Source organism: Ectothiorhodospira marina (assembly GCF_900109495.1).
Taxonomy (GTDB): Bacteria; Pseudomonadota; Gammaproteobacteria; order Ectothiorhodospirales; family Ectothiorhodospiraceae; genus Ectothiorhodospira; species Ectothiorhodospira marina.
In genome coordinates, this window is sequence record NZ_FOAA01000010.1 from 101745 (window position 1) to 125740 (window position 23996).

The 23996-nt window shown below is 62.3% G+C and carries 24 protein-coding genes and 1 tRNA gene; 15 read left to right on the top strand and 10 right to left on the bottom strand.

What is annotated here, in order from left to right; genetic code table 11:
• The 7 genes from BMY52_RS09810 (at position 1) to BMY52_RS09840 (ending at position 7426) form a co-directional block, all read left to right on the top strand.
• On the top strand, positions 1–1107 hold the full coding sequence (locus BMY52_RS09810; RefSeq protein WP_090253900.1) for an RnfABCDGE type electron transport complex subunit D: 1107 nt from the start codon (positions 1–3) through the stop codon (positions 1105–1107).
• The gene (gene rsxG, locus BMY52_RS15950; RefSeq protein ID WP_090253902.1) at positions 1104–2159 is read left to right on the top strand and encodes an electron transport complex subunit RsxG; all 1056 of its coding nucleotides are present in this window, start codon (positions 1104–1106) and stop codon (positions 2157–2159) included. Before BMY52_RS09810 ends, rsxG begins: the two co-directional genes overlap by 4 nt.
• A complete protein-coding gene (locus BMY52_RS09820) occupies positions 2156–2848 on the top strand; it encodes an electron transport complex subunit E (RefSeq protein ID WP_177169927.1) in 693 nt (230 codons plus the stop codon). The genes rsxG and BMY52_RS09820 overlap by 4 nt, the downstream gene beginning before the upstream one ends.
• 162 nt (positions 2849–3010) lie before the next feature.
• The gene (locus tag BMY52_RS09825) at positions 3011–3283 is read left to right on the top strand and encodes an RnfH family protein (protein WP_090253904.1); all 273 of its coding nucleotides are present in this window, start codon (positions 3011–3013) and stop codon (positions 3281–3283) included.
• A 276-nt stretch (positions 3284–3559) separates the two neighbouring features.
• Complete coding sequence (locus BMY52_RS09830) at positions 3560–6808, top strand: DEAD/DEAH box helicase (RefSeq protein ID WP_090253906.1); 3249 nt, start codon at positions 3560–3562, stop codon at positions 6806–6808.
• A 107-nt stretch (positions 6809–6915) separates the two neighbouring features.
• Positions 6916–7170, top strand: coding sequence for a type II toxin-antitoxin system Phd/YefM family antitoxin (locus tag BMY52_RS09835; RefSeq protein ID WP_090253966.1), 255 nt, complete (start codon positions 6916–6918; stop codon positions 7168–7170).
• A complete protein-coding gene (locus tag BMY52_RS09840) occupies positions 7151–7426 on the top strand; it encodes a Txe/YoeB family addiction module toxin (RefSeq protein WP_090253907.1) in 276 nt (91 codons plus the stop codon). Before BMY52_RS09835 ends, BMY52_RS09840 begins: the two co-directional genes overlap by 20 nt.
• A gap of 35 nt (positions 7427–7461) precedes the next feature.
• Here BMY52_RS09840 and BMY52_RS09845 read toward each other — a convergent pair whose 3' ends face one another.
• Complete coding sequence (locus BMY52_RS09845) at positions 7462–8007, bottom strand: hypothetical protein (RefSeq protein ID WP_090253909.1); 546 nt, start codon at positions 8005–8007, stop codon at positions 7462–7464.
• Between the two features lie 157 nt (positions 8008–8164).
• Between BMY52_RS09845 and BMY52_RS09850 the strand changes: the two genes are divergently transcribed.
• Positions 8165–8241, top strand: a tRNA-Arg gene (locus BMY52_RS09850).
• 110 nt (positions 8242–8351) lie between these two features.
• Here BMY52_RS09850 and BMY52_RS09855 read toward each other — a convergent pair.
• The 7 genes from BMY52_RS09855 to BMY52_RS09885 form a co-directional block, all read right to left on the bottom strand.
• Positions 8352–11639 carry a type I restriction endonuclease subunit R gene (locus tag BMY52_RS09855; protein ID WP_090253910.1) on the bottom strand — a complete coding sequence of 1096 codons (3288 nt, stop codon included), beginning with the start codon at positions 11637–11639 and terminating at the stop codon, positions 8352–8354.
• A 213-nt stretch (positions 11640–11852) separates the two neighbouring features.
• Positions 11853–12332 carry a Fic/DOC family N-terminal domain-containing protein gene (locus BMY52_RS09860; RefSeq protein WP_090253912.1) on the bottom strand — a complete coding sequence of 160 codons (480 nt, stop codon included), beginning with the start codon at positions 12330–12332 and terminating at the stop codon, positions 11853–11855.
• A 16-nt stretch (positions 12333–12348) separates the two neighbouring features.
• The gene (locus tag BMY52_RS09865; RefSeq protein WP_090253913.1) at positions 12349–13716 is read right to left on the bottom strand and encodes a restriction endonuclease subunit S; all 1368 of its coding nucleotides are present in this window, start codon (positions 13714–13716) and stop codon (positions 12349–12351) included.
• A 153-nt stretch (positions 13717–13869) separates the two neighbouring features.
• A complete protein-coding gene (locus tag BMY52_RS09870) occupies positions 13870–14280 on the bottom strand; it encodes a type II toxin-antitoxin system HicB family antitoxin (RefSeq protein ID WP_090253915.1) in 411 nt (136 codons plus the stop codon).
• 37 nt (positions 14281–14317) lie between these two features.
• On the bottom strand, positions 14318–14500 hold the full coding sequence (locus tag BMY52_RS09875; RefSeq protein WP_090253969.1) for a type II toxin-antitoxin system HicA family toxin: 183 nt from the start codon (positions 14498–14500) through the stop codon (positions 14318–14320).
• A gap of 79 nt (positions 14501–14579) precedes the next feature.
• Positions 14580–16559: a type I restriction-modification system subunit M gene (locus tag BMY52_RS09880; protein ID WP_090253916.1), complete on the bottom strand. Its 1980-nt coding sequence runs from the start codon at positions 16557–16559 to the stop codon at positions 14580–14582.
• A 130-nt stretch (positions 16560–16689) separates the two neighbouring features.
• Entirely contained in the window at positions 16690–17304 is a 615-nt protein-coding gene (locus BMY52_RS09885) for an NAD(P)-dependent oxidoreductase (protein ID WP_090253971.1), read from the bottom strand.
• 480 nt (positions 17305–17784) lie between these two features.
• Between BMY52_RS09885 and BMY52_RS09890 the strand changes: the two genes are divergently transcribed.
• From BMY52_RS09890 to BMY52_RS09915, 6 genes are all read left to right on the top strand, one after another.
• Complete coding sequence (locus tag BMY52_RS09890; RefSeq protein ID WP_090253919.1) at positions 17785–18102, top strand: BufA1 family periplasmic bufferin-type metallophore; 318 nt, start codon at positions 17785–17787, stop codon at positions 18100–18102.
• Between the two features lie 73 nt (positions 18103–18175).
• A complete protein-coding gene (gene bufB / locus BMY52_RS09895) occupies positions 18176–19078 on the top strand; it encodes an MNIO family bufferin maturase (RefSeq protein WP_090253921.1) in 903 nt (300 codons plus the stop codon).
• A complete protein-coding gene (locus BMY52_RS09900) occupies positions 19062–19826 on the top strand; it encodes an HvfC/BufC N-terminal domain-containing protein (RefSeq protein ID WP_090253923.1) in 765 nt (254 codons plus the stop codon). The genes bufB and BMY52_RS09900 overlap by 17 nt, the downstream gene beginning before the upstream one ends.
• A gap of 19 nt (positions 19827–19845) precedes the next feature.
• A complete protein-coding gene (locus tag BMY52_RS09905) occupies positions 19846–21498 on the top strand; it encodes an ATP-binding protein (RefSeq protein ID WP_245740768.1) in 1653 nt (550 codons plus the stop codon).
• Positions 21485–22147 carry a response regulator transcription factor gene (locus tag BMY52_RS09910; protein ID WP_090253926.1) on the top strand — a complete coding sequence of 221 codons (663 nt, stop codon included), beginning with the start codon at positions 21485–21487 and terminating at the stop codon, positions 22145–22147. Before BMY52_RS09905 ends, BMY52_RS09910 begins: the two co-directional genes overlap by 14 nt.
• 47 nt (positions 22148–22194) lie before the next feature.
• Entirely contained in the window at positions 22195–22698 is a 504-nt protein-coding gene (locus BMY52_RS09915) for a DoxX family protein (RefSeq protein ID WP_090253928.1), read from the top strand.
• A 366-nt stretch (positions 22699–23064) separates the two neighbouring features.
• Here BMY52_RS09915 and BMY52_RS15680 read toward each other — a convergent pair whose 3' ends face one another.
• Together BMY52_RS15680 and BMY52_RS15685 are read right to left on the bottom strand one after the other, a co-directional pair.
• Positions 23065–23448: a hypothetical protein gene (locus BMY52_RS15680; RefSeq protein WP_245740770.1), complete on the bottom strand. Its 384-nt coding sequence runs from the start codon at positions 23446–23448 to the stop codon at positions 23065–23067.
• Complete coding sequence (locus tag BMY52_RS15685) at positions 23396–23692, bottom strand: nucleotidyl transferase AbiEii/AbiGii toxin family protein (RefSeq protein ID WP_090253932.1); 297 nt, start codon at positions 23690–23692, stop codon at positions 23396–23398. The genes BMY52_RS15680 and BMY52_RS15685 overlap by 53 nt, the downstream gene beginning before the upstream one ends.
• Positions 23693–23892: 200 nt before the next feature.
• On the opposite strand from BMY52_RS15685, the gene BMY52_RS09930 reads away from it, so the two are divergent.
• Positions 23893–23996, top strand: a 104-nt coding sequence (locus BMY52_RS09930; protein WP_143050461.1) for a MerR family DNA-binding transcriptional regulator, incomplete at its 3' end; no start/stop codon positions are given.

A 23996-nucleotide genomic window follows, 5' to 3' on the forward strand; every position in this document is an offset into this window, starting at 1 on the left:
ATGACCACCACGACCCCCGTCAGCGGACCCCACACCCACGCCCCCGGCGGCGTGACCAGCCAGATGGGCTGGGTCATTCTGGCCCTGCTGCCCGCCACGGCCTTTGGCGTGTATCTGTTCGGCTGGCCGGCGCTGAACCTCTTGCTGATCACCGTGCTGGCGGCCATCGCCTTCGAGGTGATGAGCCTGCGCATTGCCCAACGCCCGGTCACACCCTTTCTCATGGACGGCTCGGCCCTGCTCACCGGGCTGCTGCTGGCCCTGACCCTGCCCCCCTGGGCGCCCTGGTGGATCGCCGTGCTGGGGGCCGGCTTTGCCATTGTGGTGGGCAAGCACGTGTTCGGTGGCCTGGGGCAGAACCTGTTCAACCCGGCCATGCTGGCCCGGGTGGCCCTGCTGGTGTCCTTTCCCCTGGAGATGACCACCTGGGTGACGCCCCAGCCGATGTTTGCCGAGGGTTCGCCGGGCTTTATCGAAGGGCTGGCCATCACCTTTGGTCTTGCGGCGATCCCCGATGCCATGACCGGGGCCACCGTGCTGGGCGAGACCCAGACCGGCTTCAGCCGTGATCTGGGCCTGTCCGAGACCCTGCCCGGGGTGTACGACCCCATGCAGCAGGCGCTGGGCTTCATCCCCGCCAGCATGGGCGAGGGTTCGGCCCTGCTGCTCCTGGCCGGTGGGTTGCTGCTCATGGTCCGGCGCATCATCAGCTGGGAGATCCCGGTGTCCATGCTGGGCACCCTGGCGGCGCTGGCCACGATATTCATGCTCATCGACCCGGAGCGCTTCGCCGGTCCGGGTCTGCACCTGATCTCCGGCGGCGCCATGCTGGCGGCCTTCTTCATCGCCACCGACCCGGTCACCTCCCCCAGCACGATGCGCGGTCGCCTGATCTTCGGCGTCGGCTGTGGCCTGCTGATCTACGTGATCCGCACCTGGGGCGGTTATCCGGAGGGTATCGCCTTTGCCATCATCCTCATGAACGGCCTGGCCCCGCTGATCGACCATTATCTGCGGCCGCGCACCTATGGCCGCACCCGCGGTGGCAAGCCCCTGGAGCCCAAGGCCCCGGCCCAGACTGCCCCCGTCACGGAGAAACGCCCATGACCACCGTGGCCCAACCCAGTTATCGCCAGCGCGTTGGCTACCACTCCGCCCTGCTCGGCGGCATCGCCCTGATGGCCAGCGCCGTGCTGGTGATCACCGACATGCAGACCCGGGACACCATCGCCGAGCGTCAGGCGGAGGATTTCCGCCAGACCCTGGAGCAGGTGCTTCCCGCATCGGTGCATGACAACCAGCCCCAGCTGGACACCTATCAACTGCAAAGGGCCGACGGCCCCAGCCTTGAGATCTACCGGGCCCGACAGGAAGGGCGCGTGTCGGCGGTGGCCTTTCAGATGACGGGGCGCGGTTATGCGGGGCCCATCGATATCCTCATGGGGGTGGACGCCGATGGGGAGGTGTTGGGTGTGCGGGTCCTGAGGCACAAGGAGACCCCGGGCCTTGGGGACAAGATCGAGGTGGCCCGGGATCCGTGGATCCTGTCGTTTGATGGCATGAGCCTTGGAGAACCGCCCCGTGAGGACTGGGCGGTGAAAAAGGACGGCGGCATCTTTGACCAGTTCACCGGCGCCACCATCACCCCTCGGGTGGTGGTGAATGCGGTACGCGATGGCCTGGAGTTGTTTGAGCAGCATCGCTCAACCCTGCTGCAGCGCGGTGAGGAATCGGCGCCGTCGGCCCTCACCCCAACCCCTCTCCCGCTCACGGGAGAGGGGCTCATGACCCACCACCCCCCTCAAACAACCTCCACCCACTCTCCCTTCTCCCCTCCGGGAAGAAGGGCCGGGGATGAGAGGCTCATGGTCTCTCGTGCCATGCAAATCGACAATACTCACTCTCCCTTCTCCCCTCCGGGAAGAAGGGCCGGGGATGAGGGGCTCATGGTCTCTCGTGCCATGCAAATCGACAATACTCACTCTCCCTTCTCCCCTCCGGGAAGAAGGGCCGGGGATGAGGGGCTCATGGTCTCTCGTGCCATGCAAATCGACAATACTCACTCCCCCTTCTCCCCTCCGGGGAGAAGGGCCGGGGATGAGGGGAGCGGCGGGCACCCGGCCCCTGATCTGCACACACCAAAGGAGCCCACGCCATGACCCACCCCGCCCGACTCATCCTGGATGACTACCGCCGCCTGTTCCGGGACGGCATCTGGGACAACAACGTGGTCATGGGCCAGATGCTTGCCCTGTGCCCCCTGCTGGCCGTCACCGGCACGGCCACCAACGGCCTGGGGATGGGCCTGGCCACCACCTTTGTCATGGTGGCTGCGGCGCTGCTCATCTCAATGTTCCGGGGCATCATCACCCCGGAGGTGCGCATCCCCGTGTTCATCCTGCTCATCGCTGCCCTGGTCACCCTGGTGGACCTGGTGATGAACGCCTATCTCTACGAGATGCACAAGGCCCTGGGCCTGTTCATCCCCTTGATCGTCACCAACTGCGCCATCCTGGGGCGCGCCGAATCCTTTGCCTCCCGCCAGCCAGTGCATCGGGCGGTCATGGACGGTCTGGCCATGGGGGTGGGGTTCACGCTGATCCTGGTGGTGCTGGGCGCCGTGCGGGAGATCCCTGGCAGCGGCACCCTGTTTGCCGACGCCCGCCTGTTGCTGGGGGATGGCTTCGCCTGGATGGAGTTGACTCTGATCCCGGACTACCGGGGCTTTCTGCTGATGATCCTGCCCCCCGGCGCCTTCCTGGCCCTGGGCTTCATCCTGGCCGGCAAGCGGGTGCTGGATACCCGGCTGGCGGCCCGGGCGGCGTCGATGAAGGTGGCTGAGGCATGAGTGAGATCGGCTTTGGTGGAGGCAGGGTGCCCGCCGCCACCCCTCATCCCCGGCCCTTCTCCCCAGAGGGGAGAAGGGAGCAAAAGACATAGCCCCTCTCCCGCTTGCGGGAGAGGGGTTGGGGTGAGGGTCGTTCTTTCAACACAACACAGGAGCACTGCCATGCGCGTCGGCGTAGCCTACAGCGACCCCAATGACCGGGCCTGGCTCAAGGTGGACCTCCCCGAGGGGGCCACCGTGCAGCAGGCCATCGAGCAATCCGGCATCCTCAAGCGGTTCCCCGACATCGACCTGGACAGCCAGAAGGTGGGCATCTTCGGCAAGTTTTGCAAGCTGGACAATCCCGTCCAGGACGGCGACCGGGTGGAGATCTACCGCCCCATCACCGTCGTGGATGATGATGACGATGAGGATGAGGATGATGACGACGACTGACCGGCGCGACCTATGACGGTGAACGAGCGAGGCCCCGCCAACCATTTCGCAAGCATGGCTATTGCGTGCCGGACGTTGCCAGGTATGCAATCCGTTTCCCACAGGGCATCCTGTACGGACGCTTCGCGAAGCGCCCGCAAGACGATGGGTACAGCCCCCGTTCAACCTGATGGCGGCTGATTGAGGTGGACCCCATCCTGGGCAACCCGCAGGGTCATCAAGGCTCTATGCTGTGTTAGCCTTTGCGGCCTCTGATCCCCGTGACCGATCCAAGCCATGCCCAAACCACGCAGTCGCCCACCTCTGACCCTGGAGGTCATCAAGAACGTTGTAGACCACGGCACCTTCCAGCGAGGAAAGAGATACTTCCAGGAAGACCGCGTCATCTTCGTGGATGTCATTCAGGACAACCCGGATGAGTTGTATTTCATCTCGGAAACTGAAGGTGGCCGCGATGAGATCTACCATCAGACCGTCGTGGTCAAACCCGGACGCGACCGCCGAACCCTGGGAATATTCGGAGACTGCACCTGCCCCGTGGGCATGCAGTGCAAGCACATGGTGGCCGCCTGCCTGGCCTATATCGATGGCGAAGCCATCATTTCCATGCCGGATGAAGAGAAATCCTTCACCGACTGGCTGGTGCAGACAGCACCGGGCACCCCGCAAACGCCCGGTGAACACGCCAGCGACGACTTCCTCATTTACCAACTGGACAGCATCGGGACCAACGCGGGTACCGGGTTCGCGGTCACCTTCCGGGTAGCCAAGACCAAAAAGAATGGCCTCCCTGCCCTGGGACGCGAAGTCGGCATGGCCTCTCTAATGAATCCTTACGGAACGCCACCGCAGTACCTTCGCCCCAACGATCGGGACATCCTCAATCAACTCCAGATCAGTGACCCAAGTTTCCGGACACCGGTCAAACTTCAGGGCTTGGCGGGCGGGATCGCCATGGACCTGATGATGGACTCGGGACGGCTGTTCCTGGGGCGGGACCGTGTTCAACCCTTGCACCGTGGGGAGCCTCGACCGGTAGAGCTGACCTGGGTGGAAGAAGCCGGAGCGTTCCGCCTGGTGGCCCAAACCGCCCCAAAGGGCGGACTGCCCATCAACCTGCGTCCGCCCCGCTATGTGGACCTGGAAACCCACGAGGTGGGCGGCCTGGAGATTCCGGATGATCTTGATGCCGACTGGCTCAGTCGCATCCCGGAGGCACCCCCCGTTTCTCCCGAGGAACTGCAGCAGGTGAGCGAGACCCTGGCGGTTTACTACCCTCAATTGCCCAAGCCCAAGGCACTGAACGTGCGCTCGGTGAAGGATGTCAACCCGATTCCACTCCTCACCGTGCGGGTGGACACGCTGAACCTGACCCGTTCAGCCCTGAATCTGCAGTTCATCTACGAGAACCTGACACTCACGCCCGATCACCCGGGTACCATCGCCACGGGCAGGGTGAATGGCGTGATCGTGGAGATACACCGGGACCTGGCCGGGGAAGAAAAGGCCATCGAACGCCTTGGCCAGGAGGGACTGGTGCGCAACCCCAAGGTGTCCGGTGAATTCACATTGGCCACCCTGGGCATCAGCCAGCAGGTCATCATGACCCGCTGGCTGGAAGTACTCAACCAGACACTCCCCCGGCTGAAGGAGGAAGGCTGGCGCATCCATCACGAAGAAGGGGACATCCCGCGACTGGACGTGGCCGAGGACGTCCACGCCCAGGTGGAAGAAGGCAACGGCTGGTTCGATCTGCATTTCGACCTGGAGGTGGATGGCCGCAAGGTGCCCCTGCTGCCCCTGGTGAGCGAACTCATCGGCAGTTATCAACCCGGGCGTCTGCCACCCACCCTGGCCCTGCCCATGCAGGATGGCAGTTACGTGCAGGTGACCCGCGAGCAGATCGAGCCCGTGCTGCAGGCCATTATCGACCTGTACGACCACCTGGCACCCGGGCAGGAGAGCCTGCGTCTGTCCCGCCTGGACGCACCCCGACTGCTGGAACTGGGGGATGCCAAGGTCCAGGGTGGCCAGGACCTGCAACACATGGCGCGCCGTCTCACCCAGTTCGAGACCCTCACCCCGGTCGAGCCACCCCGGGATTTCCGTGGGGACCTGCGCGGCTATCAGCAACAGGGTGTGAACTGGCTGCAGTTCCTGCGGGAATACCAGCTGGGCGGCGTGCTGGCCGATGACATGGGCCTGGGCAAGACCGTACAGACCCTGGCGCACCTGGCCATCGAGAAGCAGGCCGGCCGTCTTGACCACCCGGCCCTGATCGTTGCGCCCACCAGTTTGATGAGCAACTGGCGCCGCGAGGCGGAGCAGTTCACCCCCAACCTCAAGGTGCTCACCCTGCATGGGCCGGATCGCAAGCAGTACTACGAGCAGTTGCCGGAGATGGATCTGGCCCTGACCACCTACCCCCTGCTCCCGCGAGACAGCGAGGAACTCCTGGCCCAGGCGTTCAGCTTTCTGATCCTGGACGAGGCCCAGCAGATCAAGAACCCCCGGGCCCAGGCCTCTCAGGTGGTGCGCCGCATCCAGGCGCCCCATCGCCTCTGCCTCACCGGCACGCCCATGGAGAATCACCTGGGGGAGCTATGGGCCCAGTTCGATTTCCTGATGCCGGGCTTTCTGGGCGGTCAGGAGCAGTTTTCCCGCACCTATCGCACCCCCATCGAGAAACACAACGATGGCGACAAGCTCCGGCGCCTCACCCGGCGCACCACCCCTTTCATGCTCCGGCGCACCAAGGACATCGTCGCCAAGGAACTGCCCGGCAAGACCGAGCTGCTGCGCAGCACCCCCATCAGCGGCAAGCAGGCCGCCCTTTATGAGAGCATCCGCCTGGCCATGGAGAAAAAGGTGCGCGACGCCATTGCCAAGCGCGGCCTGGCGCGCAGCCATATCACGGTGCTGGACGCCCTGCTCAAGCTGCGTCAGGTGTGCTGCGACCCGCGCCTGCTGCCCGCCAGCGCCCAGGCCGGCTCCGCCCCCTCGGCCAAGCTTGCGATGCTCATGGAGATCCTGCCGGAGCTATTGGACGAAGGCCGGCGGGTGCTGCTGTTCTCCCAGTTCACCACCATGCTGGGGCTCATCGAGCAGGAGGTGAAAAAGGCAGGCATCGGCTATTCCAAGCTCACCGGACAGACCCGCAAGCGTGAAGAGGCCCTGGATATCTTCCGCAACGGCCACGCCAACCTCATGCTGATCAGCCTCAAGGCCGGCGGCGTGGGCCTGAATCTCACCGAGGCCGATACGGTGATCCACTACGACCCCTGGTGGAATCCGGCAGTGGAATCCCAGGCCACGGACCGGGCCCACCGCATCGGCCAGGACAAGCCGGTATTCGTGTACAAGCTGATCACGGAAAACACCGTGGAAGAGAAGATCCTGGCCATGCAGGCCCGCAAGCAGAAGCTGGCAGACAATGTCTACGGGGACGACAAGCGCGACGCCGATGAACCGCCGATCGACGCCGACATGATCAACGCCCTGTTTGCGCCGGAATCGGGGGCGTAGGCGCTCAGGATCGAACGGTCGGATGAATGAACGGACCGGGCGACTTGCACAACATGCTGTACGTGTTATTCTTGTCCAATATACCGTACAACCAGAGCAGGTCCCACATGAGAGTCATCAGCTTCTCGGAGGCCAGAAGCAAGCTAAAAAGTGTGTTGGATCAAGTCGTGAGCGACGCTGATTACACGATCATCACACGCAGGGACGCAGAAGATGCCGTGGTCATGTCGCTGGATCAGTTCAACGGCCTCATGGAAACGGTCCATCTACTCAAGAGCCCTGCCAACGCTGCGCATCTGTCGAAATCCATCAAGCAATACCGTGCGGGCAAGACGAAACAGCATGAGCTCACGGATGATTGAGCTCCTTTCATGGACCACGGAGGCTTGGTCTGATTATCTCCATTGGCAAACCCAAGGCAGAAAAACCCTCAAACGTATCAACAAGATCATCCGAGACACTCAGAGATCCCCGTTTGAGGGCATTGGCAAACCAGAACCCTTGAAAGAGAACCTGGCAGGCTTTTGGTCCAGACGCATCGATGACACCCATCGATTGGTCTATACAGTCGATGGCCATCAACTCATCATCGTTTCCTGCCGCTACCATTACGAATAGATTTCACACCGGACCCAGCCCCGGGGCCACCTTCTTCAGAACAACTCGATATCATCATCCCTGGATGATGGCTCTGAGAGCTTGAGGGCCTCTTCGATACTGGCACCGGCCAGCATGGCGTCGAACATGGCCCGATCCGCCTCGTTGGTGTACTTGGCGCGGATCGCGCTTTGCAGACCACTCCACTCGTAGGGGTTGTACAGCCGCCTGGAGTCGGACACCAGTTCCGCCAGCCCCTCAAGGCTGTTGCCAATGTGGCTGAGACGCTGGGAGAGTCGGTCGTAGAACTGGAACGCCACGATGGCGTCGGACATGCTGGACTCCACGGCGCTGCAGTTCTCCAGGATACTTTGTTTCTCCTGGCTATCTTCCAGGCCATCGGCGGCCGCGTGGATCACCTGGGTCTTCCCCACCATATGGGTGAAGGACGCAGTCAGGGTTTCGACGGAGTCATTGCCATCGCGCATGGTCCGCTCGATCTGCGCCACCGCCAGTTGCAGCATCATCACGGTCTCGCGCACCTGGCTCCAGTCCAGATCCGGTCGCGCAGCAGTGGACGGTGTCTCGGGAAGATCGGGCATGTGGCTCCTCGACAGGGTTTGCGTGGTTTTCTGGCAGTATTGCCCCCACGCTGCAAACGGTCAACACGCGGGCATCAAGGAACCACCCGAAAATTTCTCCTCTCCTGGACTTGACGCGGGGGGCCAGGATGACCATAATGCGCGCTTCCAATTCAGCGCGCCCGTAGCTCAGCTGGATAGAGTACCTGGCTACGAACCAGGTGGTCGGAGGTTCGAATCCTTCCGGGCGCGCCATATAAATCAAAGGCTTAGCATCGACAAGGTGCTAGGCCTTTTTCGTTTTTGGCCGAAATTCAAAAATTACTCCCACTTTTACCCACCATCCCGAGATCGCCTGCAAGGAATCACTGATCTCCGTGACCCAAAACCCGACTCTCCACTGATCGCCCCGCCAGCAACTTCAAAATCAGCAACGCGAACTCCCTCCCGGCCTTCTCATCCTCCAGCACCGGCAGGCTGAGCTTTTCATGGTCGCTCAGGGCATCCAGTACCGCATCGGTGACCTTCCTGGGGAACAGGCCGTGCATCACCTGGGCCTCGCTGTGGCTGCGCACCTGGGCCATCACCGACGCATCCCGCTCGATGCGGTCGGCAATGCCATTGGCGAAGTGCAGCTTGTCGTCGTCGCTGACTTCGGCGCCGTAGAGGTCGTTGAGCCTTTCGATGATCTCGTCCAGGCGCTGCTTCTCCGGATCGTGCGGTTTTCCGGAACCCACCTCGCTGACCGGCTTGAGGCCGTAATCCCCGTCTGAATCCTCCAGGCGCAGGCGCTTTTCCTCGCGCTTGGTCAGGCGGTAGTGGGTCAGTTCCAGCTCGCTGACGTCGATGGCGTCATCATCCAGCAGTCGGTCCAAGCGCAGCAGCGGGTGGAGGTGACGGGCGAACACGCACAGCTGTTCCAATTCGGTGTCGTCGAAGGTGACGATCTGGCTGAGGAATTCATAGGTGCGCACGAAACTGGCCAGGTTCTTGCGGAACAAATCCAGCTCGTCGCGGGTGGTACCGGCATCCTTGAGCTCCTGCTCGGCGCGTTTCAGCCCCTTGTCGTCGCCGTTGCGCTCGGCCTGGTCACGGGCCTCCCGCCAGGTGTGCTGTTGGTCCAGAATGGCCTGATAGCGTTGCCGGAACCGCTCCTGGGCCGGGCGGCAGTGGTAACTGAGACTGGCTGCCGGGGCCTTTGGGTCGAAGAAGGCCCGGGCAAAGCCCGCCACCTCGGGCCACTGGTAGATGCCGCTGGCATCCAGGCTGCGCTGCAGGTCAAACACCACCTGGGGATCGGACACGTCCGCCAGTTCGGCCTTGCGGTAATAGGGGGCGAAGGCCTCCAGCACCTCCTGGGCATCGTTGAAAAAATCCAGGATGAAGGTCTGCTTGCCGGGGAACAGTCGGTTCAGGCGGGAGAGGGTCTGTACGCAGTCCACGCCTTGCAGCTTCTTGTCCACGTACATGGCGCACAGCTTGGGCTGATCGAAACCGGTCTGGAACTTGTTGGCGGCGATCATCACGTTGTACTCGTCGGTGTCGAACGCCCTGGCCAGGTCGCGGCCCTTCAGCCCTGGGTTGAGCAGGGTACTGGTCTCGGTCACCTCCTCAGGGATCTCCTCATCGGGCGGCACACTGCCGGAGAAGGCCACCATGGGGTGAACATCCTCGTAGCCCTGGTCTTGGATGTAGCGGCCCATGGCCAGCTGGTAGCGCACCGCCTCCTGACGGCTGGCGGTGACCACCATGGCCTTGGCCTGGCCATCCAGCAGATGACGCACGTTGTCGCGGAAGTGTTCGACGATCACCTCCACCCGCTGGGCGATGTTGTAGGGGTGCAGGCGCACCCACCGGGCCAGGGTGCGCGAGGCCTTTTTGGAATCCACCTCATGGTCTTCCCCATCGGGATGGGCCAGTTTCCAGGCAGTGCTGTAGGTCACGTAGTTGCGCAGCACGTCCAGGATGAAACCCTCCTCAATGGCCTGGCGCATGGAGTACAGGTGAAACGGCTCGGGTTTGTTGTCCGCCGATGAGGGGCGATCCGGGTCCGGTGGCCGACCGAACAGTTCCAGGGTCCGGGCCTTGGGGGTGGCGGTGAAGGCGTAATAGCTGATGCGCTCACTGGGGCGACGCGAGGCCACGGCGGCGTCCAGCATGGCCTCGGCACTGATCTCGCCGGTATCGTCCTCCACCACCTTTCCCGCCGCCGCCAGCAAAGCCTTGAGCTTGCTGGCGGAACTGCCGGTCTGGGAGGAATGGGCCTCATCGGCAATCACCGCATAGTGGCCCTGGGCCAGCTTGGGGCGCTTGTCCAGGGCATCGAACAGGGCAGGAAAGGTCTGCAGGGTGACGATGATGATGCGGGTGTGGTTGGCCAGGGCCTCGGCCAGCTGCTCCGACTTGCTCTGACTGCCGATGTCCCGGGTGATGGGGCAGACCACGCCGTGGGCATGCTCGAACTGGTAGATGGTTTCCTGCAGCTGACTGTCCAGCACCGTGCGGTCGGTGACCACGATCACCGAGTTGAACAGCTTGCGGACTCCATCCCTGGAGTCCGCCCTTCGGGCCAGCCTGCGGCTGTCCAAATCCGTTCCCGACGGATTTGTTGTGCCGTCCTCGGCGTAGAGGTTGGCCAACTGGTGAGCGGTCCAGGCGATGGAGTTGGATTTGCCCGAACCGGCGCTGTGCTGTACCAGATAACGCCGTCCCGGCCCCTCGGCCCGGGTGGCCTCAATCAGCCGGTTGACCACCTCCCACTGGTGGTAACGGGGGAAGATCAGTGACTCCTTGGTCTGGCGGCGGCCATGGAAGTCCTCCTCGGTCTCTTGCTCCAGGTGCAGGAAGCGGCCGATGATCTTCAGCCAGGCCTCCGGGGCGAAGACATCTTCCCACAGGTAGGCGGTGGCATAGCTTTGCGCATCGGCGGGTGGCGGATTGCCTGCCCCGCCCTCCTCCGTGCCCCGGTTGAAGGGCAGGAAACCGGTGTCCTTGCCAGCCAGCCGGGTGGTCATGGCCACCTCGGCCTGGCTGACGGCGAAATGGACCAGGGCGCCGCGCTTGAAGGTGAGCAAAGGTTCCGGCTTGCGGGTCACTGGGTCTTTCACCGGCCGGTCCTTGCGATACTGACGCTTGGCGTTCTCCACCGTCTGCTTGAACTGGCTCTTGAGTTCCAGGGTGGCGGTAGGGATGCCGTTGACGAACAGCACCAGATCCAGGCGCGGGTCATAGCTCCCACTCCCCTGCCCTTTCTCGCGGGCATGGGGCGAATAGGACACCTCCGGCACCACCCGCAGGCGGTTGGCCCGGAAGCGGGCCAGGGAATCCGGGTTCATGCCGTGGTCGGGCTGGAAGCTGCACAGATCGAACTTGACGCCCGGCACCTTGAAGCCATGGCGCAGCACCTCCAGGGTGCCGGCCCGCTCCAGTTCACGGACCACCTTCTGCACCAACACCTTGTCCGGGGCCTGGGGATTGGCCTTGCAGAACTTTTCCCAGCGCTCGGGCCAGGCGTCCTGGATGTATCCCAGCAGATCCTCGGTGTAGAGGGCCGAGGCCCGGTCATAGCCGCTGGCAGTGCCGACTTTCCAGCCGCCCGACTCCATGGCATTGATGATGTCCTGCTGAAACTGGGTTTCGCGGCTGTCGGCCATAAATTTCCCTGCAAATCAGGCATTGTTCGTCTTAGCCTACCAACCCGCGCCGCAATGCTCCGCCAATAGCCGCATAGCGGTTTAGGGGGTGGTGAAGCGGCGCATGGCGCGGAGCGCCATCACTCCTGTCAGGTCGATGCTGGCGCCGGCCTTACACAAGAAGGCCTATATGTAAAGATAATGACCCTTAATTTACACAAGAGAAATCCTGCATCAATTCAGGCCCCTGTGCCTTACACGGAGCTCCCCGGGTGACTTGTGCTCACCACGCACGCCCTGCATCAGGATGGCATGGGTGTGCTTGAGCAGCCGATTGGATAGGGGTAGACGCTCCAGTTCCTCGACCGCTTCGTTGATCGCCTGGACGTAGTTCTGCACCTCCTGCCAGTCATCACGCTTTTCGGGGGCGAGCTGGCTGCTGTCCAGTACTGCCTCGTCCATTTCGGTCTGGGTGCCCTCGATACGGGACGAGTTGTTGGCCTCCTTGGTGATGTGCATCTGAATGAACAGGTCCACATCCGGCACGATCAGGGTGAAGGCATCCAGCTCGGCCAGCGCCCGGGAAGCCCGCTCCAGCAGGGTGTTGATCTGCGGGTCTTCCCAACTCCATTCGTGGTTCACGGTGACCGGGCTGAAGCTCTTGTACTGGTACTGCGGCACCCAGCGCCCGGCCTCGAAGGTTTCAAACTTCATCAATCGCCTCCTTGCCTTAGCCGTAGGTGGCCCGCGTCTCAGCGGCCATCAATATCTCAGACTGCCTGGATTGCTGGTCGGCCTGCCAACCGCGCACGTCGATCTTGCCGGTGACGGCGGCGGAGATGAGGGCGGAGCGGCGTTCGTTAAGTATTCGCATATGTCGGACAGTCTCTTGCTCAAGAGCTGCAAAATCAGCTTCTCTCTTTTCAAGCTCATGAACAATGCGATCCTGTTCCGAGTCAGGGGGTAAGGGAATCCAAAGCTCTCTAATAGCGCCTTGTCCAATATTGAGCATTGAACTGCTTGCGCCGGTCGCTTGCAATTCGATCTGATGTCGGACACCTTTCCCGAAAAGATATACGACCGCATATCGAGACCTACAGATCCGTTGATGTAAACGCACGACAAAAATTTTATCGCTAGCCATTAGCTTTGGGTAATCCATTGGTACATGTGCTGCGCTACCTACGAGGTCTCGGGTGTTTGCACGTGAGATAAGCAGGTCATCTTTACGTATCGAGAGTTCGGGGCGAGGTTCTAAGTTATCCGGAAGGCGCTTGTTTTCAGTGGGATCAAACACACCATAGTTCACACAACCCACTTTTAGCACGCCCCACTCATCAAGCGTTTCTGCTTGGTCACCATCACATTGGGGACTCCAGCCCTGTTCAAACTCGGCGATCAGATACTTAAACTTCACTACGTTCCAATGCGCCGGCACCTCCCCCAGCCACTCCACCCCGGAGTCCTTCATCGGCACATCGGGATCAAGCCCCTTGGTGACGGCATGGGAGATCACCGCCTGGCGCTTCTCCTTGAGCAGTTCGATCAGGCGCTGCTGCTCCTCCACCAAGGCATCGATGCGGGCGGTTTCGTGATCGAGGAAGGAATCTATGTGGTTTCTTTCATCATGCGGTGGCCATGCCAAGGGAATAGACATCATTCGGGATTGCGTCAACTTATCTCTGGTAGAACCCTCGACGAAGTCGATATAGTTGGTTGCGTTAAGCCCATAGACAATTGATTTCACCCATGCACTATCGCCGGGACGAAGAACATGGATATGGTTATTTGGCCATACAGGACCCGAAGAATGAAAAGCCACGGGCTTTCCAACATCAAAAAAAGGTGCTCCATCTTCCCCGAGAAGAACTAGCTCCTCATCAAAAATTGCTTCATCCACATAATCCATGATTTTATTTGCACCCCAGTAGGGAACAGAGCCTTGCTTGCTGTATCGCTCTACCCCATTAAGCGGAATACGTTGGCCATCAAGGCAAGTCACCAAATATTTAAGTTGCTTGACACCCCAATGCGCCGGCACTTCCCCCAGCCACTCCACGCCGGAGTCCTTGTATTCGGGATATTTCGGAAAACTCATTTACGATGCTCTAAAGATGAGACGGCAGGACAACTACCTGCCCGGCTGCAAATGTGCCAAAGAAGTAATCCCCCGATTTGAGCGTCACCAGAGCAGGCTGCGGGATAGGCTTGGGGGTGTTGTGGTGTTTGTAGCCGGGATATCTCGGAAAGCTCATTTGGCACTACGCTCCAGCTCATGCAGGGCAGCTCGGGTCAGGAAGGCCGAGCGGCTCTTGATGCCGTGCAGGGTCACGTATTGATCAATCTGCTTCACCACCCGGCCAGGCAGGGTGACGTTAACCTTTTCCGTTTTGCCCAGATAGGGGGTGATGTCGATCTCGACCAACCCCCATCCCCAGCCGGCGAACTCGGGGTTCTGGCGATGCTTGGCGATATTCCCGGGCATGGGAATCGCCTTCCCCGCCGAGGCGAGTTCTTCCAACTGGATATGCGCGACCTCGACGGCCATCTCGTAGGCCTGCTCAACAGTATCGCCGGCGGTGATCGCGCCGGGAATATCCGGGAACACGATGCCGGTGGCGGTGTGCTCGTCACCCCATTCGATGGCGATGGGATACTGCATACTCTCTCTCCTGCATGAGTGAAGCCTGGACGCGGGGCTACTTCAGCCCGGCTTGCTTCATGATGCTGTTGACGGTGCCGATGGGCAGGTCTTTCTTCGGGTGTGGTACTGGAATCGATCCGGGCCTGGTTGGATGCTTGAAGACATGATGACTGCCCTTGATACGGTCGAGATACCAGCCGTCAGCTTCCAGTGCCTTGATCAGGTCTCTGCTCTGCACCGCCCTGCCCCTGTCCCAATACTGCCGTATGAACATACCTCTGGGGTTATTTTCCGTCAACGAAATGACAACCCATGCCTCACGCCGACAGTTCCTCAATCATCCGCTTGATCCTATCCGTGCAAGCCTTCAGGTCCGCGTCGATCTCCTCCAGCGGGCGGGGTGGGATGAACTTGTAGAAGTGCCGATTGAAGGGGATTTCAAACCCGACAATGCCGATCTCCCCGTCCAGTTCGTCGCGCTTGCTCTCGTCGACCCAGGCATCCGGGACGTGGGGCTTTACCTCCCGCTCGAAGTAGTCGAACACGGATTCACCCAGGGGCACGTTTTCATTGTCCCGCAGGCTGGTGTCCGGCTCCGGGTTGCCCTGGTTGTCGGTGCAGATGCTTGCCTCGGGGTCGCGCTCGGACAGGGCACCCAGGATGGCCTTCATGACGGGGGCGCCCAGCTTCAGGTCCAGCGCCTTCAGCGCCGCCTTCAGATCCTTCAGGAAGGCCTCGCGGCTGATGTAGACACGTTCGGCATCCAACCGCTCGCAGGCCGCCTGTACACCCAGGCGGGTGGTGCCATCGAGCTTCTGGATCGGCTTTTCCTCCAGAAGGCGCTGGATGCGCTCGGGGCTGGCCTGGAAGCTTAGCCGCAGCGGGCGTTCCACGGTGATGCGCCGGTGCCCGAAGGCCTCCACCGGGAAGATCCGGCTCTCCTCTCTCTCCTGGTAGGTACCGTAGAGGCGCACGATCTCTTCGATGTCGCCATCAGCCACATACTGGCGCTTGCTGCCCAGGGACTTGCGCATCTTGCTGGCTCGACCGGTGGCGTTGATCAGCTGCACCTTGCCCCGGCGCTCGGCGGGCTTGTCGTTGGAGAGGATCCACACATAGGTGGCAATGCCGGTGTTATAGAACATGTCGGTGGGCAGGCCGATGATGGCCTCCACCAGGTCGTGCTGCAGCAGGTAGCGGCGGATTTCCGACTCCCCGCTGCCGGCTCCACCGGTGAACAGGGGCGAGCCGTTGAGGATGATGCCGATGCGTGACCCACCCTCCTGGCGGGGGCGCATCTTGCTCACCAGGTGCATCAGGAACAGCAGGGAGCCATCGGACACCCGGGGCAGACCGGGGCCGAAGCGCCCATCGAAGCCCTTCTGCTTGTGCTCGTCGGTGATCGCCTTCTGGACCTTCTTCCATTCCACGCCAAAGGGGGGATTGGAGAGCATGATGTCAAAGCGTTCGCCCGCCAGCTGGTCGTCGGAGAGGGTGTTGCCCAGCTTGATCTGCTCCACCGCCTGGCCCTTGATGAGCATGTCGGCCTTGCAGATGGCGTAGGACTCCGGGTTGAGTTCCTGCCCATGCAGGGAGACGGTCACGTCCTGGCTGACCTGCTGGATGTATTCGTCGCTCTCTGAGAGAAAACCCCCGGTCCCTGCAGTGGGGTCATAGACGGTGACGATCCGGTGCGGTTGCAGCCGGTCTTCCTGACCGGTGAGGATCAGGGAGGTGGTCAGGTGCACGATGTCCCGGGGGGTGAAGTGCTCCCCGGCGGTCTCGTTGGAGCTTTCCGCGAACTTGCGGATGAGTTCCTCGAACACCAGCCCCATGCCGTAGTTGGAGAGCCGCTGCGGGCTCAGGTCGATGGCGGCGAAGCGCTGCACCACCTGGTAGAGCAGGTTGTTGGCGGTGAGTTGCTGGACGAACCCCTCGAACTCCAGGTGCTCGAAGATCTCCCGGGCATCCCCGCTGAACGACTGCACGTAGCTCATCAGGTCATCGCCGGTCTGGGTATCGGACAACGTGCCCAGGGTCAGGGGTGAGGCGTTGAAGAAGGGCTTATCCGCCGCCCGCAGCAGCAGCTTCTCGCGCACCGCGTCGGGTTTGCTCTGGTGTTCCTGGGCGGCGCCGAGCACGTTGGCCCGGGTGGGCTCCAGCACACATTCCAGGCGCCGCAGCAGGGTGAAGGGGAGGATGATGCGACCGTACTGGGACTGCTTGAAATCCCCGCGCAGAAGATCGGCCACCGACCAGATGAAGGCCGCGAGCTGGGAGTGGTTTTCGGTTTTCATTTCAGATCCTTGAAGGCATTTCTTCAACCAAACGCGCATCGGCCTGGCGATGACTCGACCCGAGTCGAATCAGGACACCAGGTCGTGGTGATGGGAAATATTGCCATGTTGGTGGCAAAGGATGGGCCGCTCAGGTCACGTAGGGGGCCTTACGCAGGTAGGTATCATCCTGCAGCTGGATGAGGGCGAAGGAAGCCACGTCGGCCCGGGAGATCCGGGCCGCCGTGGTCTCGGTGTCCACACCCGCCTGATAATTTCCGGTCGCCGGGCCATCAAACAGGCCGCCCGGGCGAACGATGGTCCAGGCCAGGCCGCTGTCCCGGAGGTACTGTTCCTGTGTTTCCTTGTCCTTCATCACGGCCCGCAGGAACAGGGCGCTCAGCACCTTGAAGAACCAGGGTACCTGCTGAGCACTGTCACCCACCCCCATGGAGCTGACCGCCACCACACGGTGGATATCGAGTCGTTGCATGGCCTCCAGGATCAGCCGGGTTCCCTCGCTACAGACATTGCGGAGGCCCTTTCGGGTGGGGCCCAGGCTGATGACCACAGCCTCGCAACCCTCCAGGGTGCGGGCGACGGCGCCCGGATCGAGCACATCTCCCTTGATGATCTCGACCTGGGGCTGATCCGTTACCGCCTCAGGGCGACGCGCCAGCACTCTGCAGGCATGGCCCTGTTTGACCGCCTGTTGGACCAGTTGGGCGCCTACACCACGGGTGCCACCGAATACTGCTATCTTCATCAGTCTGAGCGCCTGAGGTTGACCAGCCACCATCGTAACCACCTCGCCCCGCTGGTCAACTACCCCCGTCTTTAGGCGGGAGCTTGTGAAAACAGGCTGGGTTGACCAGGGAGAGCGGTGAAAGCCCGCTACGTTTGCAACAGGTCATGAATTCCCTTGCATAGGGTCCGTTCAGATCGCTCGGGCCTGGCGCGAGCAGTTCATGCGCCGGACTGGGCGCAAATGATGCCTGCTACACTCATCCATACCGACTTCGATACTGAGAAAGATGAGCGCAGCGGCCGTCGCCCAAGAGTAGGCCATTTCAGCCAGGCAGGCCTGCCCAGGTCATGACCGGCAGGATGCCCACTGCGCGATGTGTGTGAGCGATCTACGTATTCCTACGCATTACCCCTTCCGGTCGTGCCCCCTAATCTAATCGCAAGCCTGGACCAAGACCCAGGCCCCGCGAGCCCTCTTCATTGATTAAGGAGCACGACCATGACCCAGAAGACCACCCCATCCCTCTCCACCGCCAGCATGGCCGGTGCCTTTGCACTGGCCGTGGCCGGCGCCATGGCTGCGCCGAGCGCGGTGGCCTCCTCGGCCACCATGGAAAAATGCTATGGCGTGTCACCCGCCGGGGAAAATGACTGCGCCGCCGGGCCGGGCACGTCCTGCTCAGGAACCTCCACCCAAGACTACCAGGGAAACGCCTGGACCCTGGTGCCTGCCGGCACCTGTGAAGACATTGAACTCCCGGGCGACCGACAAGGCAGCCTGGAGCCGCTGGACCGGGACCTGCCGAGGCAGTCCTGAGATACCGGCCCTGACCCCATCGTGACATCGCTACCGCAGGGACGCGGTACCCTGATCCGTCGCAGGAGGTTCCATGTCTGATCTGACGCCCCCCCTGACATTGGCCGGCACTGATGCCGTCCCCCGATCCGCCGGTGTAGGGCTCAAACCAGCCCATTATCGGACGATCCTTGAACAGGGGCCCGACATGGGTTGGTTCGAGATCCACGCCGAGAATTACATGGGCGCCGGAGGGCCGCCCCATCGATACCTGACGGCCATTCGCGAGCGCTATCCCTTGTCCGTTCACGGCGTGGGTCTGTCCATTGGCGGCGCGCGGGCGCTGGACCGCCCACATCTCAGCCGCCTGGCCAATCTGGTCCGTCGCTACCGTCCGGGACTGTTTTCAGAACACCTGGCCTGGTCCACTCACTCCAGTGGATTCCTGAACGACCTGCTCCCCCTGCCCTACACCGACGAGACCCTGAATCGGGTCTGCCGCCACATTGATCAGGTGCAGGAAGTGCTCGGACAACGCCTGCTGCTGGAGAATCCTTCCACCTACGTTCACCTGGCCGACAGTACGATCAGCGAGGTGCAGTTTCTCGACGCCGTGTCGCATCGCACCGGCTGCGGCTTGCTGCTGGACGTGAATAATGTTCAGGTGTGCGCCACCAACCATGGGTTTGAGGCCCAGGCGTATCTGGATGCGTTCCCCATGAATCGGGTGGCCGAGATCCATGTGGCCGGCCACGACCGGCAACAGGACGACGAAGGCCGGCCCCTGCTGATCGACACCCATGACCGCCCGGCCACCGAGGGCGTGTGGCAGTTGCTGGAACACGCCCTGACCCTCACCGGCCCTTTGCCCGTGCTGATCGAGTGGGACAACGATATTCCTTCATGGTCAGCCTTGTTCGGGGAGTCCCGCAGGGCCCAGCGCCTGCTGGATCGGCACATCCAGCATCCGGAGGCAGGCCATGCCCTCGCAAGCTGAATACGAGACCGCTTTCGTGCAGGCCCTGCGCCAGCCACGGATACCGCCGCCCTCAGGTGTGCGCCACCCTGGATCTCAACCGCCGGTGCTGCGCTTTGGCGTCTATCGCAACAATGTCCATGTCAGCCTGGTAGAGGCCGTGACCCGACTCTATCCCGTGGTGCAGCGTCTGGTGGGAGAAGCATTCTTTCAGGCCGTTGCACGCCGCTTTGTGGGGCAGGTCCTGCCCGACAGCCCGGTGCTGATCAACTACGGGGAGACGTTTCCCGACTTTCTCGACCACTTTGAACCCGCCGCTCGCCTGCCCTATCTTGGCGATGTGGCCCGCATCGAGTGGGCCTGGCATCGTGCCTATCATGCCCAGGACCACCCCCCGCTGCCGCCGCAGGCACTGGCCCGAATACCCCCCGCGCAAGTGGGACACCTGCGTCTTGAATTGCATCCGTCCCTGCAGGTACTGGAGTCCCCCTGGCCGGCACATTCCATCTGGCATAGCAATCGCCACGATGCCCAGGTGAGACGTATCGATCGGGACAGCGGCGGTGAGGCCACCCTTGTCTGCCGACCCGATATGGAGGTCCTGGTCTGCGCTGTTCCTCTGGGCACGGCGGCCTTGGTACGGACCCTGAGCACGGGGGCCAAGCTGGAACAGGCGACCACCCAGGCTGTGGAACAGCCTGGTTTCAATCTGCAAACCAGCCTTGCGGCGCTGCTGAGCAGCGGCGGCATCACTGCGTTTCGATTCTGACGGGACCAGGCCCATGCACATGAATACATTCTCCCCCTCCCTGACCCGACGTCACTGGCGCCGGGTGGTGTCGATCAGCGGCATGGGCCTGTTACTGCGCAGCCTGATGCTCATCACCCTCTACTATGCGGTGGGCATGTGGGGGTTTGTCTTCACCCCGGATGCCCACGGTATTCCGCTGGTATGGCCCGCCACGGGCGTGGGACTGGCCTTCGTGTTTCTCTATGGCTACAGGATGCTGCCCGCCGTGGGCGTTGCCTCCGCCCTGATCACCTGGCAGTTCACTTCAGCAGCGGTGCCCCTGCTCGAATCGGTCGGGATCGTCGCGGCCACGGTCGCGGGTGTGGCCCTGGGCGGGTACCTGCTGCGGCGCCTGACCATGAGGCCGCGACTGGACCGGCTGCGGGATGTGTGGCTGTTGCTGAGCGTTGGCGCCGTGGCGGCATCGGGACTGGCCGCCCTGGCTGGGGCCTGGGGTATGGCCGTTGGCATGGATGACGTGCGGTTCAGCCAGACCTGGTGGCTGTGCTGGGTGGCAGACCTCATGGGTCTGGTGCTGGTGGCCCCGGCCCTGATCACCTGGCTGGGCGCGCCCATGCGCCTGCCGGGATCGGTACGGCTCGCGGCCCTGGCGCTGGGCCTCGCCATTACCGGCATCACCACCCTGGTGTACTCCGGCATACTGCCTGCCATGGTGGCGATGCCACTCTCCTACGCGGTGTTCCCGCTCATCATGCTGGCGGCTGTACGCTGCCCGATTCAGGTCACCTCAGGGCTGATCCTGATCACCGGTGCCATTGCCTTGTCCGGAACCGGCTGGGGTCTGGGGCCTTTCGCTGACATGGGTCTGGGCGAGAGCCTGTTGTCCCTCAATGCCCAGTTGGCCCTGCTGGTCCTGACCGGACTGGTGCTCAATGCCCTGAGCCATGAACGCGCGGCGGCAGAGGCGCGGGCGCGCCAGTATCTGGAGGATCTCGCCCGCGCCGGGCGACTGAGTACCTTGGGCGAGTTGTCTTCCAGTCTGGCCCATGAACTCAACCAGCCCTTGTGCGCCCTCTCCAGCTACGCCCAGGCCTGCAAACGCCTGTTGGCCCGAGGCAAAATGGAAGACCTTCAGGAGGCGCTGGGTCAACTCGACGCCGGTGCCCATCGGGCAGCCGAAACGGTGCGCCAGATGCGGGCCTTTGCGGCCGGCCAGACCCCCGAGCAACAACCAGTGTCGCCCCGTGATCTGGTGCATCCGGTCCTTGAACTGCTGCGACCGGAGCTGAATCGACGCCACATCCGACTGGAAGTGGACCTTCCCGACACGCTGCCCAGGATCTTGGTGGTCCCCCTGCAGGTGGAGCAGATCCTGATCAATCTGCTGCGTAATGCCATGGATGCCGTCCACGGCCTGAGACCGGCGCGCATCGATCTTCAGGTGGCTTCCACCCGTGAGGGCGTGACCATGACCGTCACCGACACCGGACCGGGCATTCCGCCGGAGCGGCTGGCGCGACTCTTCGATCCCTTTGCCACCTGGAAGGAAGGGGGTCTGGGTCTTGGCTTGTCCATCAGCCGATCCCTGGTCGAGGCCCACGGTGGTCAGCTGATCGCGCGCAACCGGCCCGAAGGCGGGGCCGAATTTCATTTCACTCTCCCCTTGGAGACTCACCATGCCAACCCATAAACCCCATATTCACCTCGTGGATGACGATCCGGATGTGCGCGCCGGGGTGAGCCTGCTGCTCAAGAGCGAGGACTTTCATGTCCGCGCCTTTGCCGATGCCCAGGCAGTGCTCGACTTCGTGACACCTCAAACGCCCGGTTGCCTGATCCTGGATGTGCGCCTGCCGGACATGGATGGTCTCACCTTGCAGCGCCGGCTGAAGGAACAGGGCATCCGCATGCCCATCGTGTTCATCACCGGCCATGGGGACATCCCCATGGCGGTGCGGGCGCTAAGTGAGGGGGCTTTGGATTTCCTGGAAAAGCCCTTTGGCGACCAGGCGCTACTGGAAGCAGTCAGCCATGCCCTGGAACGGGATGCCGAGCAGCGGGCCGGCGCCCAGGAAGTCGCCCACCTGCAAGCGCGGCTCGACGCACTGACCCCACGGGAGCGTGACGTTCTGGAGGGTCTGCTGGATGGCCAACCCAACAAGCTCATCGCCCGGGATCTGGATGTGAGCGTGCGCACCGTGGAGATCCACCGCAGCAATCTCATGCAGAAGATGGGGGCCAAGAGTGCATCCCACCTGGCTCGATTGGCCCTGGCCTGCAGCGAGTATCAACACCGTCTGCTGCCGACGACCCCCATCGATGAAAAGTCCCTGTCCTGAGCCGAGACGCACCGGCGACGGGTGGCCCCTAGCAGAGGAGAGTGCCCATGAACACGTCCATCCACCCTGCGGGCAGATCAGCCGGCCAGACCCTGATGCGGCTGATCGATGCCAGCGCGCGGGGGTTCCAGTATCTGCCCAACTCGCTGCCAGCCCTGCTGCTGCGGATCGCCGTAGCCATCCCCTTCTGGCGATCAGGGATCACCAAGTGGGACGGTCTGCAACTCTCCCCGGGGGCACGCTGGCTATTCGAGCACGATTTTCAGCTGCACCTGCTGGGCAACACCTATCCCATGCCCCTACCCGTTCTCAGTGCGTATCTGGCCGCCATGGGTGAAATCCTGCTGCCGATCCTGCTGGTCCTGGGGCTGGGCACCCGTTTTGCGGCCCTGGGGCTGTTATTGATGACCGTGGTGATCCAGCTGACCATCCCCGATGCCTGGTCCACGCACCATTTACCCTGGGCCGCCATGCTGCTGGCCATCATGACCTGGGGGCCGGGAAGGGCCTCCCTGGATCATGCCCTGGCGCGGTGGTATCGCCGCCCATGATATGCACCCGGGTCGCCACTGCGTGACGCGTTGCCTTCCACCCTCCCAGCAGCGGAGGTTGATCCGTTGCCATCCCGAGTGGTTGATACGAACCACGACAGCAATCAACCCGGCCGGTGTCTTGATGGTGCGCGTTACAGAGCCGAGCCCTCCGGCAACACCAGCCGAAAGGTGTTCTGGCCGAACTGGCAGAGGTTCATCGCAACACGCTGCGCACCCGATCGGCAAGGCACGGCCAAATACCCGCGCCCTGCCTTGGGAGTCCCAGTGTCCGGAAGCAGGCCGACCCACGGGCGGTCTTGGCAGTGGCCAGGACATCAAACCCGGCTTCCCCTGCTCGTGCTAACAAGCTCACGGCCCCATGGGCTACGAGTTGCGGAAAAGATTTTCGAGTTCCACGCGCTGCGCGGCATGTTTGGCTGCGTTCTCGTGCGCAAGCTTTTTCAGGTTAAAGAGTTTCCAGCGGACGGCTGGAAGGGTTTGTGCCTGCGGCAAGCCGATCGTCCCGAAATCAGGTTCGCCGTCATGCAGGCTGAGTAGGAATTGCACGATGTTGTCACACAGGCGACCGCGGATATCGGCGATGAGCCGAACTCTGGTCGCTTCGAGCTCGTCGATTGAGATCGGGATGGTCGTCATGCCGACGAAATCCCTGGCATAAGGTTCGTTCAGATCGCTCAGTCCGGGCACGAGCAGTTCATGTGTCGGGCGCGGGGAGCTGGCGATCGACCGCCGCATGGAGTTTGCCACCGAACAAATCCTCAAATGACACAACCTGGACGGCGGCATAGCCGAATTCATCTTCGACCGTTGAGGATACGGCGCGGCGTTCAGGATCGTGCACGACGCCCCGCGTGACCGGTGAGATTTCAATTTTGACTTCGGCGCCGTCGAGCTGGGCTCGGATACGGGTGGCACCGCCGCTGCCGCCCTCGAGCGCGAACACGGGTTCCGCCTCGATGAAGGGCAGCAGTGAGGAGTCGTTCGTGAGCAACGGCTCGGCGGCGGCTCATTGATGCCGATCGTCATGCGATCGTGCCCCTCCCGGGGCTGGGCCTGGTAGGTGCCCAGCAGCCGGTCCCAGCAGGACAGGTTGAAACCGAACCGGCTCTTTCAGGATTGGTCTGAACGAGCGCGGTCGGGGCTTAAGCAGTTCGCTTGAAATCCATTCATAACTTGTCGATACTTTTCAATATGAAAAGATTGGCAAGCATCGGTGAGGCCGCCAAGGCGCTGGGCGTGTCCATTACGACACTGCGCCGCTGGGAAGCATCGGGCAGGTTGGTGCCTGAGCACAC

What these genes read in the sequence shown, in the direction of transcription:
- BMY52_RS09810 (WP_090253900.1), top strand. Translation starts at nt 1, where the DNA reads ATGACCACCACGACCCCCGTCAGCGGACCCCACACCCACGCCCCCGGC.
- rsxG (WP_090253902.1), top strand. Translation starts at nt 1,104, where the DNA reads ATGACCACCGTGGCCCAACCCAGTTATCGCCAGCGCGTTGGCTACCAC.
- BMY52_RS09820 (WP_177169927.1), top strand. Translation starts at nt 2,156, where the DNA reads ATGACCCACCCCGCCCGACTCATCCTGGATGACTACCGCCGCCTGTTC.
- BMY52_RS09825 (WP_090253904.1), top strand. Translation starts at nt 3,011, where the DNA reads ATGCGCGTCGGCGTAGCCTACAGCGACCCCAATGACCGGGCCTGGCTC.
- BMY52_RS09830 (WP_090253906.1), top strand. Translation starts at nt 3,560, where the DNA reads ATGCCCAAACCACGCAGTCGCCCACCTCTGACCCTGGAGGTCATCAAG.
- BMY52_RS09835 (WP_090253966.1), top strand. Translation starts at nt 6,916, where the DNA reads ATGAGAGTCATCAGCTTCTCGGAGGCCAGAAGCAAGCTAAAAAGTGTG.
- BMY52_RS09840 (WP_090253907.1), top strand. Translation starts at nt 7,151, where the DNA reads ATGAGCTCACGGATGATTGAGCTCCTTTCATGGACCACGGAGGCTTGG.
- BMY52_RS09845 (WP_090253909.1), bottom strand. Translation starts at nt 8,007, where the DNA reads ATGCCCGATCTTCCCGAGACACCGTCCACTGCTGCGCGACCGGATCTG.
- BMY52_RS09855 (WP_090253910.1), bottom strand. Translation starts at nt 11,639, where the DNA reads ATGGCCGACAGCCGCGAAACCCAGTTTCAGCAGGACATCATCAATGCC.
- BMY52_RS09860 (WP_090253912.1), bottom strand. Translation starts at nt 12,332, where the DNA reads ATGAAGTTTGAAACCTTCGAGGCCGGGCGCTGGGTGCCGCAGTACCAG.
- BMY52_RS09865 (WP_090253913.1), bottom strand. Translation starts at nt 13,716, where the DNA reads ATGAGTTTTCCGAAATATCCCGAATACAAGGACTCCGGCGTGGAGTGG.
- BMY52_RS09870 (WP_090253915.1), bottom strand. Translation starts at nt 14,280, where the DNA reads ATGCAGTATCCCATCGCCATCGAATGGGGTGACGAGCACACCGCCACC.
- BMY52_RS09880 (WP_090253916.1), bottom strand. Translation starts at nt 16,559, where the DNA reads ATGAAAACCGAAAACCACTCCCAGCTCGCGGCCTTCATCTGGTCGGTG.
- BMY52_RS09885 (WP_090253971.1), bottom strand. Translation starts at nt 17,304, where the DNA reads ATGAAGATAGCAGTATTCGGTGGCACCCGTGGTGTAGGCGCCCAACTG.
- BMY52_RS09890 (WP_090253919.1), top strand. Translation starts at nt 17,785, where the DNA reads ATGACCCAGAAGACCACCCCATCCCTCTCCACCGCCAGCATGGCCGGT.
- bufB (WP_090253921.1), top strand. Translation starts at nt 18,176, where the DNA reads ATGTCTGATCTGACGCCCCCCCTGACATTGGCCGGCACTGATGCCGTC.
- BMY52_RS09900 (WP_090253923.1), top strand. Translation starts at nt 19,062, where the DNA reads ATGCCCTCGCAAGCTGAATACGAGACCGCTTTCGTGCAGGCCCTGCGC.
- BMY52_RS09905 (WP_245740768.1), top strand. Translation starts at nt 19,846, where the DNA reads ATGAATACATTCTCCCCCTCCCTGACCCGACGTCACTGGCGCCGGGTG.
- BMY52_RS09910 (WP_090253926.1), top strand. Translation starts at nt 21,485, where the DNA reads ATGCCAACCCATAAACCCCATATTCACCTCGTGGATGACGATCCGGAT.
- BMY52_RS09915 (WP_090253928.1), top strand. Translation starts at nt 22,195, where the DNA reads ATGAACACGTCCATCCACCCTGCGGGCAGATCAGCCGGCCAGACCCTG.